The sequence below is a fragment of the Plantactinospora sp. CA-294935 genome, assembly GCF_050936445.1.
Lineage (GTDB): Bacteria > Actinomycetota > Actinomycetes > Mycobacteriales > Micromonosporaceae > Plantactinospora.
The window spans coordinates 4,347,312-4,364,401 of sequence record NZ_JBNJMU010000001.1 but is presented as its reverse complement, the minus strand read 5'-3'; the positions used below and the strand labels follow the sequence as shown (position 1 = coordinate 4,364,401).

General features: G+C 72.2%; 19 protein-coding genes. 8 read left to right on the top strand and 11 right to left on the bottom strand.

Annotation, left to right across the window (positions count from 1 at the left end):
- The first annotated feature begins 123 nt into the window (after positions 1–123).
- Positions 124–666, top strand: a complete 543-nt coding sequence (locus tag ACQEVC_RS19505) for an adenylate kinase (RefSeq protein ID WP_432879437.1) — start codon at positions 124–126, stop codon at positions 664–666.
- A gap of 18 nt (positions 667–684) precedes the next feature.
- Here the strand turns inward: ACQEVC_RS19505 and ACQEVC_RS19500 are convergent, their stop codons facing one another.
- From ACQEVC_RS19500 to ACQEVC_RS19485, 4 genes are all read right to left on the bottom strand, one after another.
- The gene (locus tag ACQEVC_RS19500; protein WP_432879434.1) at positions 685–1,137 is read right to left on the bottom strand and encodes an HIT family protein; all 453 of its coding nucleotides are present in this window, start codon (positions 1,135–1,137) and stop codon (positions 685–687) included.
- Positions 1,138–1,165: 28 nt separating this feature from the next.
- Positions 1,166–1,810 (bottom strand): hypothetical protein, encoded by a 645-nt coding sequence (locus tag ACQEVC_RS19495; RefSeq protein ID WP_432879431.1) that lies wholly within the window; start codon positions 1,808–1,810, stop codon positions 1,166–1,168.
- 111 nt (positions 1,811–1,921) lie between these two features.
- Complete coding sequence (locus ACQEVC_RS19490) at positions 1,922–2,194, bottom strand: hypothetical protein (RefSeq protein ID WP_432879429.1); 273 nt, start codon at positions 2,192–2,194, stop codon at positions 1,922–1,924.
- Positions 2,191–2,559 (bottom strand): hypothetical protein, encoded by a 369-nt coding sequence (locus ACQEVC_RS19485; RefSeq protein WP_432879427.1) that lies wholly within the window; start codon positions 2,557–2,559, stop codon positions 2,191–2,193. The genes ACQEVC_RS19490 and ACQEVC_RS19485 overlap by 4 nt, the downstream gene beginning before the upstream one ends.
- 238 nt (positions 2,560–2,797) lie before the next feature.
- Here ACQEVC_RS19485 and ACQEVC_RS19480 point away from each other — a divergent pair, with 238 nt between their 5' ends.
- The 4 genes from ACQEVC_RS19480 to ACQEVC_RS19465 all read left to right on the top strand — a co-directional run bounded on the left by ACQEVC_RS19480 (position 2,798) and on the right by ACQEVC_RS19465 (position 5,510).
- A complete protein-coding gene (locus ACQEVC_RS19480; protein ID WP_432879425.1) occupies positions 2,798–3,595 on the top strand; it encodes a helix-turn-helix domain-containing protein in 798 nt (265 codons plus the stop codon).
- Complete coding sequence (locus tag ACQEVC_RS19475) at positions 3,592–3,786, top strand: DUF397 domain-containing protein (protein WP_432879423.1); 195 nt, start codon at positions 3,592–3,594, stop codon at positions 3,784–3,786. Before ACQEVC_RS19480 ends, ACQEVC_RS19475 begins: the two co-directional genes overlap by 4 nt.
- 400 nt (positions 3,787–4,186) lie before the next feature.
- The gene (locus tag ACQEVC_RS19470; RefSeq protein ID WP_432879420.1) at positions 4,187–4,594 is read left to right on the top strand and encodes a DoxX family protein; all 408 of its coding nucleotides are present in this window, start codon (positions 4,187–4,189) and stop codon (positions 4,592–4,594) included.
- A gap of 181 nt (positions 4,595–4,775) precedes the next feature.
- Positions 4,776–5,510, top strand: a complete 735-nt coding sequence (locus tag ACQEVC_RS19465; RefSeq protein WP_432879419.1) for an RICIN domain-containing protein — start codon at positions 4,776–4,778, stop codon at positions 5,508–5,510.
- Between the two features lie 181 nt (positions 5,511–5,691).
- Here ACQEVC_RS19465 and ACQEVC_RS19460 read toward each other — a convergent pair whose 3' ends face one another.
- The 3 genes from ACQEVC_RS19460 to ACQEVC_RS19450 form a co-directional block, all read right to left on the bottom strand.
- Entirely contained in the window at positions 5,692–6,750 is a 1,059-nt protein-coding gene (locus tag ACQEVC_RS19460) for a hypothetical protein (RefSeq protein WP_432879417.1), read from the bottom strand.
- Between the two features lie 192 nt (positions 6,751–6,942).
- Positions 6,943–9,339: an FtsX-like permease family protein gene (locus ACQEVC_RS19455; RefSeq protein WP_432879415.1), complete on the bottom strand. Its 2,397-nt coding sequence runs from the start codon at positions 9,337–9,339 to the stop codon at positions 6,943–6,945.
- A complete protein-coding gene (locus tag ACQEVC_RS19450) occupies positions 9,336–10,043 on the bottom strand; it encodes an ABC transporter ATP-binding protein (protein ID WP_432879412.1) in 708 nt (235 codons plus the stop codon). Before ACQEVC_RS19450 ends, ACQEVC_RS19455 begins: the two co-directional genes overlap by 4 nt.
- A gap of 161 nt (positions 10,044–10,204) precedes the next feature.
- Here ACQEVC_RS19450 and ACQEVC_RS19445 point away from each other — a divergent pair, with 161 nt between their 5' ends.
- Entirely contained in the window at positions 10,205–11,131 is a 927-nt protein-coding gene (locus ACQEVC_RS19445) for a sensor histidine kinase (RefSeq protein ID WP_432891555.1), read from the top strand.
- Positions 11,128–11,946 (top strand): response regulator, encoded by an 819-nt coding sequence (locus ACQEVC_RS19440; RefSeq protein ID WP_432879410.1) that lies wholly within the window; start codon positions 11,128–11,130, stop codon positions 11,944–11,946. The genes ACQEVC_RS19445 and ACQEVC_RS19440 overlap by 4 nt, the downstream gene beginning before the upstream one ends.
- A gap of 20 nt (positions 11,947–11,966) precedes the next feature.
- On the opposite strand, the gene ACQEVC_RS19435 is transcribed toward ACQEVC_RS19440, so the two are convergent.
- The 3 genes from ACQEVC_RS19435 to ACQEVC_RS19425 all read right to left on the bottom strand — a co-directional run bounded on the left by ACQEVC_RS19435 (position 11,967) and on the right by ACQEVC_RS19425 (position 14,926).
- The gene (locus ACQEVC_RS19435; RefSeq protein ID WP_318394368.1) at positions 11,967–12,482 is read right to left on the bottom strand and encodes a 2'-5' RNA ligase family protein; all 516 of its coding nucleotides are present in this window, start codon (positions 12,480–12,482) and stop codon (positions 11,967–11,969) included.
- A 38-nt stretch (positions 12,483–12,520) separates the two neighbouring features.
- A complete protein-coding gene (locus tag ACQEVC_RS19430; RefSeq protein WP_432879406.1) occupies positions 12,521–12,964 on the bottom strand; it encodes a hypothetical protein in 444 nt (147 codons plus the stop codon).
- 342 nt (positions 12,965–13,306) lie between these two features.
- Entirely contained in the window at positions 13,307–14,926 is a 1,620-nt protein-coding gene (locus tag ACQEVC_RS19425) for a glycosyl hydrolase family 18 protein (protein ID WP_432879403.1), read from the bottom strand.
- Positions 14,927–15,345: 419 nt separating this feature from the next.
- On the opposite strand from ACQEVC_RS19425, the gene ACQEVC_RS19420 reads away from it, so the two are divergent.
- Positions 15,346–15,837, top strand: coding sequence for a glutathione peroxidase (locus ACQEVC_RS19420; protein ID WP_318394365.1), 492 nt, complete (start codon positions 15,346–15,348; stop codon positions 15,835–15,837).
- Positions 15,838–16,009: 172 nt separating this feature from the next.
- Here the strand turns inward: ACQEVC_RS19420 and ACQEVC_RS19415 are convergent, their stop codons facing one another.
- Positions 16,010–16,978, bottom strand: coding sequence for a TrmB family transcriptional regulator (locus ACQEVC_RS19415; RefSeq protein WP_432879400.1), 969 nt, complete (start codon positions 16,976–16,978; stop codon positions 16,010–16,012).
- Between the last annotated feature and the right edge of the window lie 112 nt (positions 16,979–17,090).

Sequence of the window (17,090 nt, the reverse complement as noted above, 5' to 3'; positions counted from 1 at the left end):
CCCGCAACGGACGACCGGCCTCCCGACGGACCGGCCTGCGAAGGGCGACCGGCTCGGCCCGGCAGGGCAGCGGTCGGCAACGGGACAGTCCGGCGGACCGTCGCCGGGTTACCGTCGGAGATTGTGCTGCGAGTGTCGGTGGTCGGAAACTCGGGCTCGGGCAAGAGCACCCTGGCCCGGGCACTGGCGGCCCGGCTCCGGGTGCCGTACGTCGAGCTTGACTCCATCCACCACCAGCCGAACTGGCAACCGCTGCCCGCCACCGAGTTCCGGGCCCGGGTCGACACGGTGACCGCGAACGGCGGCTGGGTGGTGGACGGCAACTACTCGGCGGTCCGCAACCTCGTGTGGCGCCGCGCCGACACCGTCGTCTGGGTCGATCCGGACCGGCACACGGTGATGCGTCAGGTCGTCTGGCGCACCCTGCGCCGGGCGGCACTCCGGGCCGAGCTGTGGAACGGCAACCGGGAACGCTGGGGCAACTTCTTCGCCACCACCCCGGACGAGTCGGTGATCGTGTGGGCCTGGCAGCGGCATTCGGTCTACCGGGCGCGCTATCTCGCGGCCTCCGCCGACCCGGCCTGGCGCCATCTGACGTTCGTCCGGATCAGGTCCCGCACCGCCGCCCGCCGACTGCTCGCCGAGGCGACCGGGCCGGAGTACTGAAAGGGCCGGCGCCCGGGATCAATCCGTCCGCAGCCGGTCGGCGATGGCGCCGGCGACCTCCTCGCGCTGGTCGGTCGTCAGCCACTCGCTCTCCGGCCGGGTAAGGTAGTGGAAGACCCGTGGCCCGCGGTGTTCCGGCGGAAGGTCCGGCATCCGGGGTACGAGGTGGAAGTGCACGTGCCCGAAGCCCTCCGCCTCGGCGAACTGCATCACGTAGGTCTTTTCACAGCGTACGACCTCGTGCAGGGCGGTGCTGAGCCGGTGGACCAGCGGGCCCAGCTCGGCGGCCTCGGCAGGGGTCAACTCGGCGATCGAGGTGACGTGCCGCCGTGGTATCACGACCAGCCAGCCGGGCAGGCTGGAGTTGAACGCGTGCGCCGTACGCCAGTGGTCGGTCAGGTGCAGCCGTTCGGCGAGCGAGGCGGTGGTGAGGTTGCCCTCCTCGCGGCAGGAGTAGCAGTCGCCGGTCATCGCTCCATCCTGCACTCCGGCGGCGAGGTCACGGCAGGAACGGAGCGAAGTGCGCGGCCACCAGGTCGGCGACCCCTGCTGCATCCCGGCTGCCGTCGACCTCGATCACCCGGATGTCGAGCCGGCGGGCGCCGCGTACGGCGTCGTCGGCGAGCAGCCGGTCCCGCTGGATCCGGTTGCGCTGCCCGAGTTCGGGGTCGCTGACCTGGTGGCCGAGCCGACCGGCCCGGGGCAGCTCGGCGAGCTGCCGCTGCCGGAACTCCTCGGTCGGCACCATCACCACCATCCGCCGGGTCGAGCCGGCGACCGGGGCGACCAGGTCGGGGCGCAGCCCCCAGCCCTCGGCCAGGATCGGCCGGGGCGAGGTGAGCGCCCGCAGGTCGTCCTGCACCCACTCGAAGCGCTCGGCGAACTCCACCAGCACCTGCCGGGCCATTTCCTCCGGCGCCGTGTGGACCCAGATCGTCTCGCAGTCGGGTTCGGCCGGCTCGCCGCGCCGGATCCGGCGTACGACCCGGCGGTCGTTGTGGCCGCGCGCGTCGTGGTAGTCGTAGTGGTAGTGCGTCAGGCCGTACCGCTCGGCGAGGATTCCGGCCACCGTCGACTTGCCGGCCCACTGACCGCCGCCGATCCAGAGCGCCCGGCGCAGGGTGCTGAAAGGGTCCCATGGCATGCCCAGAATCGTGAGCGCGTCACGGGCCGAATTCCAGTCTTGTATTTGGATATCCGCCCTGGTCAACTGAGGGTAGGGGCCGTGCCGGACCGTCGCCGTGGGCGACGCGGGTCAGTGGCGGGACCGACCGGGTAGCCAGCCGAGGAAGCGCTCGCTGAGCACCATCGCCGCCGGAGCGCCGCCCGGGTTGAGCGCGTGCAGATCGCGGTACGCCTCGGCGAGCGACGAGCCGAGACGGACGCAGAGCGCGACCCGGGTGTCCGGGTACTCCCGGACCAGGCTGAGCCGGGCGGCGGCGCACGGCCAGGGCTGCCCGTCGGTGCGACACAGCCAGAGTGGCCGCAGCGGCGTGTGGGGGCCGACCGGCGACTCCGGGTCCGTCATCTCCACGCCCCGGTGCCGGCGCGGCTTCGCCGCCGCTCCCCCAGCGTGCTGCGGCTGCCGTCGATCAGCGCCGGCAGCGTCCGGTGGGTCGGGTACTCCGCGTTCCAGCGGGGGTGCTGGTTGCGCCCGCGCGGCGGTGTCGACGGCCGGGACGGTGGCGGGTCGAGTGTCGGCGGGACGGTCGGCATCGCGAGTTGGGGCGGCAGGTCCGGTGCCGGGACCCTCTGCGGCAGCAGGATCGAGAGTCCCCGGTACGGGCAGGACGACCACCGCCGCCCGCACCGGCACCACAGCCACAGTCGGCGCCAGTCGGGTCGGTGCCGGAAAACGAGTGGGACGGGCCGGATCGGACGTGATTTCCGCATCGTGTCTCCTTCCGAGTTGGAAGGGGGCCATCTCAATACGGGGGGAAGTGAGATGGCCCCCGCAGGTTCCGCCCGGCCGGTCACCATGCCATTTTAATTCCGAGCGGTTCCGCTAGTGACAGTCTGCTGTGGAGTGCACTACGGTCGATACGTGCTCGCGGCATCTGTGCAGGTCAGAGCGACAGGCGAGCGATTTTGTGGAACGCAACTTCAGCAGTGAGCAGAGGTGGGATTATCGATGGGACTCGTCACGGAATACGTCCTCGCCGAGCTTAGGCTGTTTCGCGCTGAGCAGCGACTCAGTCAGGAGGAGTTCGGGCGCAAGATCGGCTATTCCGGATCACACGTCAGCTCGGTGGAAACCGGCCAGCGTCCACCGACCGACGAATACGTGGAAAAGATCGACCAGGCTTTCCAGACCGGCGGCACGTTCAGCCGGATGCTCAAGAAGCTCGCCAAGCTGGACAGCACCCCGGCCTGGCTCCGCGACTGGATCGAGTTCGAGCGCCTCGCCCGCCTGCTCCGCTGGTACGAGCCGGCCTTCGTCCCCGGCCTGCTCCAGACCGAGTCGTACGCCCGAGCGCTGCTGACGGGCGTACACCTCCCGCCGGAGCAGGTCGAGCAGCGAGTCCGCAGTCGACTGGACCGGCAGGCCGTGCTCACAGTCGACAATCCACCCCAGTGCATCTTCGTAATCGATGCGATGGTCCTCCGACGGCCGGTGCGCGGGCACCCGAGCGTGATGGCCGAGCAGCTTGACCATCTGGTGAAGTGCACGGAGCTGCCAAACGTGCAGATCCTCGTGGTTCCTCAGGAAGTCGGGGTCTACGCTGGCCTCCAGGGAGGGTTCATCCTGGCGACGCTGCCGGACCAGTCCGTGGTGGCGCATCTCGATCACCAAGTGCGGGCGCAGATCGTCGACCGGGCGGAGGACCTCGCCACGCTCCAGGGGACCTGGGAGGCCATCCGCAGCGAGGCTCTTCCAATGGTGCAATCGCTCGAACTGATCAGGGAGGCGGCGAAGGAATGGACATGACCGGCGCCAACTGGCGCAAGTCGACCCGCTCGGGTACGAACGGCGGGTCCTGCGTGGAAGTGGCGGACAACCTGCCCGGCATCGTGCTCGTACGCGACACCAAAGACCGCGACGGCGGCACCCTCACCTTCGGACCGGCTCACTGGCGCGCCTTCGTCAGCCTCGCCAAGCAGCTCGGCCCGACTGCCTGACCACGCCCGGACCAGGCCCCGGCGACGATGCCGGGGCCTGGTGGTGTTTCGGGACCACTGGCGCGGTTTCCGCAACTCGTCCCGCCCTTGGCGTGCCGGAACTCCTGTTGCCGGTGCCGGCGGTGCACCGACCCGATCACTGCCCGCCGCCCAGGATCGGCCCATGATCGCTGACCTGGAGTGTGTGGTGCTGGACTGCCCTCGTCCGACGGAACTTGCCGAGTTTCTAGTGCGGCAAGCGCACTGAGTACATCAGGTGGTGCTCTTGCTCGACGACCGTGCCACGGGCGGGCCACGGAGTCACCGATCCGTGGTGGATGTGGTGGCCACCACGGATGCTCGTGTCCGGTCCCCGGCGGCAGTCTCGACGTATCGACACCGACACGTCCAGGAGGCTCCGATGAGCACCATCACCAGCAACACCCGTACCCGGATCACGCCTCGCAGCTTGCTGTGGGTTCCGCAGATCCTGCTCGGACTGAGCATCGCCGGGGGCGGTCTCAGCAAGCTCGCCGGCCATCCGTCGATGGTGACCATGTTCGACGACATCGGCGCGGGGCAGTGGTTCCGGTACGTCGTCGGCGCGCTCGAGCTTGCCGGCGGGATCGGCCTGCTCGTTCCCCGGCTCGCCGCCCTGGCGGCGTTCTGCCTGGCGGGCCTGCTCGTCGGCGCCGCCTTCACCAGCGCGGTCGTGCTCGACGCAAGCCCACTGACTGCGATCGGGCATCTGGTGGTGGCCGCGCTCATCGCCTGGTTCCGCCGTCGTGACCTGGCCGTCCTGAGGGGCACGGGTCGAGCCCGCGGTTGAGACGCCGGCCGGTCTGATCTGGCGGGAACAACCGTCGTCGGCTGCCGGTCGGGTCCTGTTCGGATCCGGTCGGGATCCCGCCGGACAACCGGCCGGCGCCGGACAGTGGGGCGCAGGCGGGCCGCCGCCCATGCCGGTGGCACCGCCGCGTCCCACTTTCGCGTTCCCGGTTGGAGGAAGCATGCTCAGCGCTGGACTACCCTCGTTCGACTCGGACGACGACCCCGCCAGACCACGCCTCGGCAGGACGGTCAGCCGGCCCGGCGGGCTCGGAGATCTGCTGCACCGGTCGCGACCCGTGCGGCGCGGGGGGCACGGGACGAACAGCGTCCTGCGGGGCCTCGCCGTCGCGATGGCCCTGGTGGTCGCGTCGATCGTGATGACCGCGCCCACCCCCGCGTACGCGGACACCAACCGCAGAGAACTCGTGAGTGGCTACGGCAGCCTTCGCGCCGACGTGATGTGGGCCTCCACTGCGACGCATCAGGGTGTCTTCCTCTGGCCGGACAACGCCAGCACCTCGCAGGAGTTCGACCTGCTCGACAGCGGGGGCGGTTTCTTCCGGATCAGGGCTCGGCACTCCGGCCAGTGCCTGATGCTCGACTGGCGTGCCGGGTTCTACGCCAACGGCACGCCGATCATCCAGTACCCGCACTGTTCCGCCGGCTACACCCCGGGCGAGTGGTTCACCCAGGAGGTCTTCCACAAGCCCTGTACGGGGCAGTGCTTCGGCTCCTGGTTCGTGCTCATCAAGAACCGCGAGACCGGCATGTGCCTGGATGCCGCCGCGCCGTCCGGCCGGCCCGCCGAGCAGGCGGTGTTGCAGCAGTGGGACTGCATCTCGGCCACCACCGACTGGAACGCCTTCAACCAGATGTGGAAGATCTACGATCCCACTCCAGTGATCATCGGCTAGCACGGCGGCGGCGACCGACCGGGAGCGGCGGCGACCGACCGGGAGCGGCGGCGACCGACCGGGAGCGGCGGCGACCGACCGGGAGCGGCGGCGACCGACCGGGAGCGGCGGCGACCGGGCCGATCAGCCGATCGGCACCGACGGTGGGGCAGCCGGAGCCCGGCTGCCCCACCCGCCCTTCTCAGTCGACGACCGGTGGCGCGGTCTTCGCCGCCTCCCGCAGCGCCGCCGCCGCGCTGGCGTACGGGTTGTAGGTGTACGACCGGGACAGGCTGCCCGGGATCGTGAAGTACTCGGCGACCAGCTTCGCCGAGTCGGTGGCGATCTCGCCCCGGCCCGGCAGGTCGTTGCCGTCGTCCCAGCCCCACGGCGCGTTCGCCGAGTTGGTCGAGCAGGAATAGGTGCCGACGCCACAGTCACCGGAGTTGTCCCCGGCGAAGGTGCCGAGGTTGGCGAAGAGGCTGGCGTTGGCCCGCTGCGCCCAGAGCCCACCGGAGGCGAAGATGTCCACGAGCTTGTAGCGGACGTCCCGGTCGTTGCCGTTGCTCGGCGTCTCGGCCACCGTCGACGGGTAGTAGACGATGCCGTCCCCGTTGATGTTGTACTGCGGGTACGCCTTCAGCCCGTGCCCCTGTGCCTCCTGCGCGGTCACCGGATGCGGGAACGAGTCGTGCGGCGACGACTGCATCTGCAACGTGCCATCAACGTTCTCCCGCCCGCCGGTCCAGGTGCTCCCGGCCGGGGTGTAGGAGTAGAAGTCACTGTGCGCCACGCTCACCGCCCCGCGCAGCACCCCGTAGTCCGAGCCGTCCCGCTCGACGGCGAACATGATGCCCTCGCCGTCGTTCTCGTGCTCGGTCTCGAAGAAGGGGTGGTCGGTCCAGTCCCGGGGGTGGAAGAACAGGTACGTGATGTACCAGTGCGTGCTGGTCTCCAGCACCGAGTAGTACGCCTGGGCGGCGAACGAAACGCCGGACTGCCCCGCGCTGTCCCAGTTGTTCCGCCCGCTCAGGTCACCGTCGAAGTCGACCCCGGTGATGTAGTCGGACCGGCCGCCGAGCGCGTGGCTGCCGGTCGCGTCGACGTCCTGGTAGTGGATCGGGGCCCAACGCAGCGCCAGTTCCGCCCGGCTCACCGCCGCGCTGGCCGGTGCCGGCGCCGCCAGCCCCACGGCCGCCAGCGCCGGCACCAGTACGGCCGCCGCCAGGGATCTCCCGGCGGTCCTGAACCGATCAGGCATGTGTCCTCCCACGGTCGAGTTTGGATAGACCGCGGGCAATCTACGTGATCGACGTCGGCCGGCACATGTCCAACTGGAGACGAACGATTTGAGCGCAGTCGACGGATTGGCTGCACCGCAGCGCCGACCGGCGGCCGAGCCGTCGCCGGGCCGCCGGCACGCCCGCCCGGCGAAGTGCCCGGCCGACCGGCGTCACTCGTTGTGCAGCACCTCGGCGATCGGCAGTCGGGCCGCGGAGCGGGCCGGCAGCAGCGCCCCCAGCATCGCGATCGCCGCCCCGGCCAGCGCCAGTACGCCGAGCAGCGGCGCCTCCCAGACGTTGATCAACGAGTCCGGTACCCGGATCTGCGCCGCGCCGGACGCGATCGGCACGACCAGGCGGTGCGCGATGATCCCGACCGGGATACCGAGCAGTCCGCCGAGCGTTCCCAGCACCGCCATCGAGGTCACCATCATCGCCGTCACCTGCCTCGGGGTCATCCCGATCGACTTGAGCATCCCGAGGTCGCGGCGGCGTTCCCGGGTGTTCAGCACCACCGTGTTGAACACGGCGAGCGCCGTGACGATCCCCAGCATCAGGGTGACCACCACCGCGAGGCTGACCGCCGCCACGGTGAAGCTGTCGGTACCGCCGTTGTCCCAGGCGTCCAGACCCGGGTCGGCCGCCTGCACCGCCGCGGTGTACGCCGGTACGTCGGTGCCGGGCGCGAGCTGGATCTGATAGAGCAGCTCGTGGTTGCCGAGCTGGTGCGCCGGGGCGAGCCGGGCGACCGCCGACCAGTCGGCGAGCGGCCCGGGCGGCCCGGGTGCGCCGCCCATCGTCTCGCCGACGATGGTGGCCGTGCTCCGCCGGCCGTCTGCCTCCAGCGTGATCCGGTCGCCGACGGCCAGGCCGCGCTCCCCCAGCCACTCCGACGGGGCGACCACCTCGTCCGGGCCGGCCAGCCAGCGCCCCTCGACCACCTGTTCCCGATAGCCCTGGGTCTGCACGTCTCCGCGCAGGAAGTTGACCCCGACCGGCTGGGCGGAGCCGACCAACGCGAAGTCGAGGGTCAGGTTGACGGTCACCCGGTTGGTGCCGGGCAGCGTTCGGAGCAGCGCCTCGATCTGCGGGTCGGTCAGCGACGACACCGGGCGGAGGCTGCTCCGTTCGGGGTCGGTCGCGCGTACCCCGACGTGGTCGTTTCCGTCGGTGGCGTCGGCGTACCGGGTGACCGTGCTGGTCAGGCCGGTCGCGAAGGTCACCGTGGTCACCCCGAGCAGCACCGCCGACATGGTCAGCACGGTCCGGCCCGGCCGGGCGAACGGCAGGCCGAGGCCGAGGCTGACGGCCCGGGGCAACCGGGTACCACCGAGCCAGCGCTGCACCCGCAGCCCGCGCCCGACCCGGGGTGCGCTGCCGGCGCTGATCGCCTCGACCGCAGAGAGCCGGCGGGCCCGCGACGCCGGGACGAGCGCGGCGAGCACCACCACAACCGGCATCCCGAGCAGCGTCGCCACGCTCACCAGTGGACTGATCCCGACCGGTCCGAAGCCCATGCCCTGGAACGCGATGTCCAGCAGCGGTCGCGCCCCGACGTTGCCGAGCACGGTGCCGAGCGCACACCCGACCACCGCCGGCACGCTGACCGTCACCAGATAGACCGCGAGCACCTGCCCCGGGGTGAAGCCCAGCGCCTTGAGGATCCCGATGTGCCGGAAGCCGGAGACCACCGCCCCGCTGACCACGTTCGCGACGATCAGCACCGCCGCCACCAGCCCGAGGATCCCGAAGACCATCAGGAACGGCACGAACACCCCCGGCTCGGCCGCGACCGACTGCTTGACCAGCAGGTACGACTGGGCGGCGAGCAGGGCGTCCGCCGGCAGTCTCTCGGTGACCGCGGCCAGCTCGGCCTCGATCTCGTCGTCGCTGCCGGCCGAGGAGAACCGGTAGAGCATCTGGGTCGAGGACGGCCGGAACGCCTGGACCTGCTCCGGGGTGACCCAGGCGTCGGCGGTCCGGCCCAGGCTGTACGCCATGCCGACGACGGTCAGCGTCGGCCCGCCGGGTACCTCGGCGGTGCTGCCGACGATCGGCGGTTCCCCGCCGGCCGGCCCGAAGCCCGCCAGGTCCGCCGGCGGCGGCGTGTCGTTCAGCACGATCTCCCCGGGCGCGCTCGGCCACCGCCCCGCCCAGAGGTCCACCCGGTCCACCGGACCGGCCGGGTCCGCCCGACCCACCACGTTGAGCGGCCCGCCGGGCAGTCCGGGACCCTTCAGCGGTACCTCCAGGACGGCCTGCGCGAAGGGGCCGGCGACCGCCTCCACACCGGGCCGCCGGGCCGCCTGTTCGAGCTGCGCCCCGGAGACCCGCGCGGAGTCGTACGTCGCCACGACGTGCGCGCCGCGCTGCCGGGCGAAGGCGTCGTCGAACGGGGCGGTGGAGGCGACCAGCAGGCCCAGCGCCATCACGGTGGTGGCGGCGGAGAAGAGCAGTACCAGCCCGATCACGACGGTCTGGAGCTTGCGGCGCCGTACGGCGGCCCGGGCGGCCCGCCACACCGCGCCGGTACCGCGCCCCCGGTACGGCTGCCCCGACCCGGTCACGCCGCCCCCTCCAGGCTGCGTTCGCCGGCCACCCGGCCGTCGGCCAGCTCGACCAGCCGGCTGGCGCACCGGGTCGCCAGCCGCTCGTCATGGGTGACCAGCAGCAGCGTCTGGCCGATCTGGTTGAGGTCGAGCAGCAGGTCCATCACCTGCTCGCCGGCCGAGCTGTCCAGTGCGCCGGTCGGCTCGTCGGCGAGCAGCAGGGCGGGCCGGTTCATCAGCGCCCGGGCCACCGCCACCCGCTGTCGCTCCCCGCCGCTGAGCGCGGCCGGATAGACGTTGCGCCGGTCGGCGATGCCGAGTTCGTCGAGGAGTTCCAGCGCCCGCCTGCGCGCCTGCCGGGCCGGTACCCCGACGAGCTGCGCGGCCAGCGCGACGTTGTCCAGCGCCGGCAGGTCGTCGAGCAGATTGAAGAACTGGAAGATCATGCCGATCCGGCGGCGCCGGAACAGCGCCCGGCCGGTCTCGTCGAGCCGCCCCAGGTCCTCGCCGTGCACGACGACGTCCCCGGAGGTGGGCCGGTCGAGCCCGGCGACCATGTTCAGCATGGTCGACTTGCCGCAGCCGGACGGCCCCATCACGGCGACCGCCTCGCCGGCCCGGATCTGCAGCGACACCCCGGCCAGGGCGGTGGTGTCGCCGTACTCCTTGCGCACGTCGGTCAGTCGCACCACGACGTCCGGTGTGCTGTCTGCGCTGGTCATGGCGACCAACCTAGGCAGCGCGGGCCGGGGCGGGCATCAGCCCGGGGAGGTAACGTCCGGCCGGGTCATCCTGGGGATGTACGCCGGTGCTGCCCGGGGATGACGCGGATCGTGCCGGGTACTGCGAAGGTGGTCGCGTGGGGGGAACCTGGACGGTCTGGCTGCTCGCCGCGCTCGCGGCGGCCGGCGCCACCGTCGGGTGGCTGGCGGTGGCGCTGGTCCGGGCCCGTCGGCGGCACCACCGGGCGCTCGGCGAGCGGGGCTGGCTGCTGGAGCGGGAACGGGAGGGTGCCGCCCGGGTCGCGGTCGAGGCGGAGCGGGCCCGGATCGCCCGGGAGCTGCACGACATCGTCAGCCACAACGTGAGCCTGATGGTGGTGCAGGCCGGGGCGGCCCGGGAGGTGCTGGCCAGCATGCCGGACGAGGCCGCCGCCGCGCTGCGCGCGGTCGAGACCGCCGGCCGGGACGCGATGACGGAGCTGCGGCACCTGCTCGGCCTGCTGGCACCGGCCCAGGACGGGGCGGACACCGTCGCCGACCGGTCGGGGTTGGACCCGCAACCCGGGCTGGGTCGGCTCGGCCCGCTGGTCGACCGGATCGCCTTCGCCGGGCTGCCCGTCGAGGTACGCATCTCCGGGCAGCCGCGCCCGCTGCCGGCCGGGATCGACCTGACCGCGTACCGGATCGTGCAGGAGGCGCTGACCAACGCGCTGCGGCACGGCGACGGGGAGAAGGCCGAGGTGACCATCAGGTACGCGCACAACTACCTGCGGGTGGAGGTGCTCAACAGCGGCCCGAGCGTGCTCTCCGGCGGGCGGTCCACGGGTACCTCCTCCGGCAAACGGTCCACGGGTGCCTCCTCCTCCGGCGAACGGTCCACGGGTGTGCGGTCCACAGCCGAGGGGGCGCGGTCCGCAGCCGAGGGATCGGGGTCCGGCGGCTCCGTGCCGGGCGGGGAGGCCGGCGCGGGGCGCGGCCTGCTGGGGCTGCGCCAGCGGGTCGCGGTCTACGGCGGCGACCTGGACGCCCGGCGCCGGCTCGGCGGCGGTTACCGGGTCCGCGCCCGCATCCCGCTGGACCGGCCGTGACGGCGGCCGGGGAGCCGGCGCCCCGGGTACTGATCGTCGACGACCAGGCGCTGGTCCGGACCGGGTTCCGGATGATCCTGACCGCACGCGGCCTGGACGTGGTGGGCGAGGCCGCCGACGGGATCGAGGCGGTGGCGGCGGCACACGAGCTGCGGCCGGACGTCGTACTGCTGGATATCCGGATGCCGAACATGGACGGCCTCCAGGCGGCCCGGCGGATCCTGGCGCGGTCCCCGGACTGTCGGGTGATCATGCTGACCACCTTCGACCTGGACCGGTACGTCTACGCCGCGCTGGCCGCCGGAGCCAGCGGCTTCCTGCTCAAGGACGTCACCCCGGAACACCTAGCCGCCGCCGTCCGGCTGGTCAACACCGGCGACGCCCTGCTGGCTCCGTCGATCACCCGGCGCCTGGTGGAACGGTTCGCCACCACCGACCCGGCACGCGTCGTCGCCGATCCCGGTCAAGGCGCTGGCAATCCCGGCCGAGGTGCCACCGATCCCGGCCAAGGCGCTGGCAATCCCGGCCGAGGCGCCACCGATCCCGGCCGAGGTGCCGCCGACCCCGGCTGGGGCGGGCGGGCAGCCGGGCAGCGGGAACTCGCGGCGTTGACGCCCCGGGAACGGGAGGTGCTGGCCCTGCTGGGTCGCGGGCTGTCCAACACCGAGCTGGCGCACCGGCTGACCCTGAGCGAGGCGACGGTGAAGACCCACGTCGCCCGGATCTTCGCCAAGCTCGGCCTCCGGGACCGCGCCCAGGCCGTGGTGCTGGCTTACGAGACCGGGCTCGTTACGCCCGGCGACCCGACCGGCTGACCGGCGCACTCGCCCGCCGGTCAGGACAGCGGGCGGACGATGTCCCGGGCGTGGTCGACGACCGCCGCGCCGACCACGGTCGCCTCGACCGGCAGCACCTCCAGGCAGCGCCGCACCGCCGCCGCCATCAGGGTGTTCGGCACCCGCATCGAAAGGGTGCAGTGCGGCACCCAGCGGCCGGGGCGGTACAGCTCGCTGACCGGCACGTCGGCCCAGGTCAGCCGCTCGTGCACCATCGCCTGGTGGGCCAGCAGTTCCGGGGTGGGAGTCGGGCCGAGCCAGAGCACCCGGCCGACGAACTGGCCGGCGTACTGGAAGGAGAGCCGCAGCGGCGCGGCCACCACCGTCCCGGCCATCGCCTCGGCGACCTGTTCCGGATCGAGCCGGGCAGCGACGGCGAGGGAGACGTGTGGACGGTGCCGCTGACCGAGCAACGAGCGGAGGCTCTGCACACCCTCGGATTCCAGGGCGTCCCAGAGCACCCGGATCCGGCGGGTGGCATCGGTGTCGAGATACAACTCCAGGGCGGCGACCACCCGAACACCCTAGGGGCCGGGCGTTCGCCCACCCGCAGCTATCTCCGGACCGGTGCCGGGCGAGCGGCGGGAGCACCGGCGTCGCCGCCGACCGTGGACCGCGCCCCGGTGTCGCGGCCGGGAGCCGACCGCCCCGGAGCCGGATGCTCCGGAGCCGGCCGGGCTGGGCGGTTGGCCCGGGGCGAGAAGCGTGGCCGCGTACGTTCGACGGCCGGTGCGGGCCGCCGGACGGCAGCGCCGGCCGCCCGGGACGGACGCCCCGGGTTCGGCAGGTCGGCGGCGGCCCGTACTCGCCGCTCGGGGCGGCCAGCGGCGCTGGCGGCCGGAGTGCCGGCGTACGACTGTGGGGCTTGCCGGCGACGCAGCACGAACCAGACCACCAGGCCGCCGAGTGCGGCGCCCATCAGCACCGCCAGCACGAGGCGTACGGTCCCGGTGAAGACGACCTGCCCGACCGCGGTGCCCAGCACCCAGCGCGTCACCCAACCCGTGGGCCCCGAATTTCCCCACTCGCCAGTGTTCGGCCCCGTCGGCATCGCCCCTCCGCCCGTCACGCGCGGTGTCGCGCCTCAGCACCGTGCCCGGCGGGACAACGGTGTCGCGTCTCACCACCGTGCCCGCCAGGACAACGGGAGAACCACCAGCCTGGTCCCCTTGGCACCATGTGAAAAGGATTCGGTCCTGGTGGTGTCGTCGCCGTTGCGGTACCGGAGCACTCCGGTCTCCGGTCGAGCGTTCCGGGCGAGCGGGGGCTGACTCCGTGTCCCGCCGGAGTCGGCCCCCGCCACCCGCCCCCGGAAAGGTCGTCCGGCGGGTCCGGCTGGCTACCGCAGACCGTTGGCGACCGCCGTGATGAGTTCTCCGTTGCTGGTGTCGCCGGAGAGTTCCCAGAAGAACGCGCCGCCCAGCCCCTGGCCCTTGGCGTACGACATCTTGCCGCCGATGGTGGCCGGGGTGTCGTAGCTCCACCAGTTGCTGCCGCACTTCGCGTACGCCGTGCCGGCGATGGTGCCGGTGGCCGGGCAGGTGTTCTTGAGTACCTTGTAGTCCTCGATGCCCGCCTCGTAGCTGCCCGGTGCCGCCCCGGTGGCCGTGCCGCCCGGGGTGGTCTGGGTGACCCCGGTCCAGCCCCGGCCGTAGAAGCCGATCCCGAGCAGCAGCTTGCTGGCCGGGATGCCCTTGCTCTTGAGCTTCTGGATCGCCGCGTCGGACCAGAAGCCCTGCTGCGGAATCCCGGCGTACGAGGTCAGCGGCGAGTGCGGGGCCGTGGGGCCCTGCGCGGCGAAGGCGCCGAAGTAGTCGTACGTCATCGGCATCAGCCAGTTGAGGTTGTTGATCGCACCGGCGTAGTCGGCCGCGTCGATCTTGCCGCCGTTGCTGCCGTCCGCGGTGATCGCGGCGGTGACCAGGTTCGACGAGCCGAACCGGCCACGCAGCGCGGAGATCAGGTTCTTGAACGCGTTCGGGCCGCTGGCGTCACAGGTCAGGCCGCAGGCGTTCGGGTACTCCCAGTCGATGTCGATGCCGTCGAAGACGTCCGCCCAGCGCGGGTCCTCGACCAGGTTGTAGCAGGACTCGGCGAACGCGGCCGGGTTCTGCGCGGCCTGGGTGAAGCCGCCGGACCAGGTCCAGCCGCCGAACGACCAGATCACCTTCAGGTGCGGGTACATCCGCTTGAGCTTGCGGAGCTGGTTGAAGCTTCCGCGCAGCGCGCCCGCGTCCCAGGTGTCGGCGACCCCGTCCACGCTCTCCGCCGCCGAGTACGCCCGGTCGTAGTCGGCGTAGCTGTCGCCGATGGTGCACCGGCCGCCGGTGGTGTTGCCGAAGGCGTACAGGATGTGGGTCAGCTTGGCGGCCGAGCCGCTGGTGTGGATGTTCTTGACGTGGTACGCCCGCTGGTAGACGCCCCACTGGGCGAAGTAGCCGACCACCTTCTGCGCGCCCGGGTTCGGCGGCGGGGTGGTGGTCGGCGGCGGGGTGGTCGGGGTGGGGGTCGGGCTCACGGTCGGCCGGGGCGTGGTGGGGGTCGGGTTGGGAGTGCCGCCACCGCCGCAGGCACCGCCGTTGACGGTGCAGTTCGCCGGGGCCTGGTAGCCGCCGCTGCCGATGTAACCCCAGGTCGCCGAGGCGCCCGGAGCCAGGGCACCGGCCCAGCTCTTCTGTACCGCCACGTAGCGGTTGCCGCTGCGCGTGACGTCGGCGTCCCAGGAACTGCTGATGGTGGTACCGGCCGGCAGGTCGAACTCGACCCGCCAGGTGGCGACCGGCGCGTCGGTGCCGTTGGTGACGGTGACCCTGACCTCGTGGCCGGAGCCCCAGTCGGAGGTGGCGGCGAAGCTGGTGGTCAGGCTGCCGGCGCCGAGGGCCGCGGTGATCGGGACCACGGCGACGGCCACCGTGGCCGCGACGCCGGCCCACAGCGCCCGGCGGATGGATCTCCTCATGGTGGCGTCTCCCTTATTGATAGGAAACTTTCCAGATAGTGAGGCGACGCTACTCAGCGGTTCACCGCTTCGTCAAGATGTCCATGTTTCGATTCGGTGCGCGGGGACGGGGGCGCCGCCAGGGGAACGGGTTGGGCGACCGGTGACCGCGCGACGGCCGACGCGCGCTCGGCCCGACGGTCCACGCGCGCTCGGCCCGACCATCGACGCGCGCTCGGCCCGACCATCGACGCGCGCTCGGCCCGACCATCGACGCGCGGTCGGCCCGACGGTCGACGGGGCGGCCACGGGCAAGTGGGCGGGAAGTCGATCCTGAGGACGTCGGCGCCCGGTAGCCTCTGGGCCATGACCGAGCGGAAAGTGAATGCCAGTCGGGCACGGCGAGCGGGACGCGGCGACGAAGGGCGCGGGGACATCCGGTGAGCGTCTTCGACGTCCAGATCGGAGCGCTGACCGACGACGGGTTCGTCGGCCTGGAGCAGTTCCGGGGCAACGCCATGCTGGTGGTCAACCTCGCCTCCAAGTGCGGGCTGACCCCGCAGTACGTCGGGCTACAGACCCTGCACCAGAGGTACGCGGACCGCGGGTTGACCGTGCTCGGCGTACCCAGCAACCAGTTCGCCGACCAGGAGCCGGGCACCCCGGCCGAGATCGCCGAATTCGCCCGCTCCACCTTCGGGGCGACCTTCCCGATGACCGAGAAGATCGACGTGAACGGCCCCGGCCGGCACCCGCTCTACGCCGCGCTGGTCGACACGGCGGATCCCGGTGGACACTCCGGCGACATCCGGTGGAACTTCGAGAAGTTCCTGGTCGGCCCGGACGGCACCGCGGTCGCCCGGTTCGCGCCGCAGGTCGAGCCGGAGTCGCCGGAAATCACCGCCGCCATCGAACGGATACTGCCGAGGTAGCGCCGGCCGAGCGCCCGGGCCGGGCTGGGCGGGCGCTCGGCGGCCGGCGTCACCGTCGAACCGAGCTGCCTCGTCACCGTCGAACCGAGCCGCGCGTCGCCGTCGAAGCAAGCCGCCTCGTCGCCATCGAAGCGAGCCGCGCGTCGCCGTCGAAGCGAGCCGCGCGTCGCCGTCAGAGCCAGCCGCGTTCGTGGGCCTGCCAGCCGAGTTGGAGTCGGGAGCGGGAGTTGGTGCGCTCCATCAGCACCTGCACCCGGCGTACGACGGTGCGGCGGCTGATCCCGAGCCGGACGCCGGCCGCCTCGTCGGTCAGGCCCGCCACCAGCAGCGACAGCAGGTGCCGGTCCTCGGCGGAGATGCCCACCGCCGTCGACACCTGCTCCGGCCCGGCCGCCGACAGCGGTGTCGCCTGGGTCCACAGCGTCTCGAAGAGCGCGACCAGGGCGTCCAGCAGGCCGCACGGGTGCACCAGCAGCGCGGCGTTGTGCGCCGACGCGGTCCAGGCCAGCGGCAGCAGCGCCAGGGTGCGGTCCGCGACCGCAAGCTTGGTGGGGAGCCCGACGGCGAGCCGGGCCAGCTCACCCGCGCGGATGTGCGCGGCCACGCTGGCCGCGAACTCGGGGTCGTCCAGCGCGCTGCTGTCGTAGACCGCCCGGTAGGTCACCCCGGCGGCCTCCCGGTCCAGTTGGGTGGTGTTCACCGATGTCGGGATCGCGTACGGAGGCGCCACCAGTACCCGCATCTCCTGCCGCGCGCTGCGCTGCACCCGTTCGAAGGCCCGGCCGACCGCCGCCCGCCCCGAGACGATCTCGATCAGCTCTTCGGTACGCCGGTTGCTCGCCCGCCCCTGCGCCTCGGCGGCGAGCCGGTGCGCCGCCTCCCGGGTCAGTTCCAGTTCCGCGTACCGGCGCCGGATCAGTTGCTCGACGGCGAGATCGGGCGGCACGGGTACGACCCGGTCGGCGGGTGGCGGGGTGCGGTGCACGAAGCCCTCGCGTTCGAGTACGCCGACCACCCGGCGTACCCGTGTCTCCGACAGCCCGAGCCGGTCCGCGAGATCGACCAGCCGGGCGCCGCCCTGCCGGATCAGCGCCAGATACGCCGACTCCTCCACCGCGCTCAGCCCGGCGAACTTCAGCACGGCCGAACCTCCTGGCGCATCTAGGTCATGGCGCAGTTGCGCTCACTCCGGATCCTTTACCGGCCTGGTAACGAAGTGTGACGCTGCCCGATGATCTAGCAGCACGTCAAGG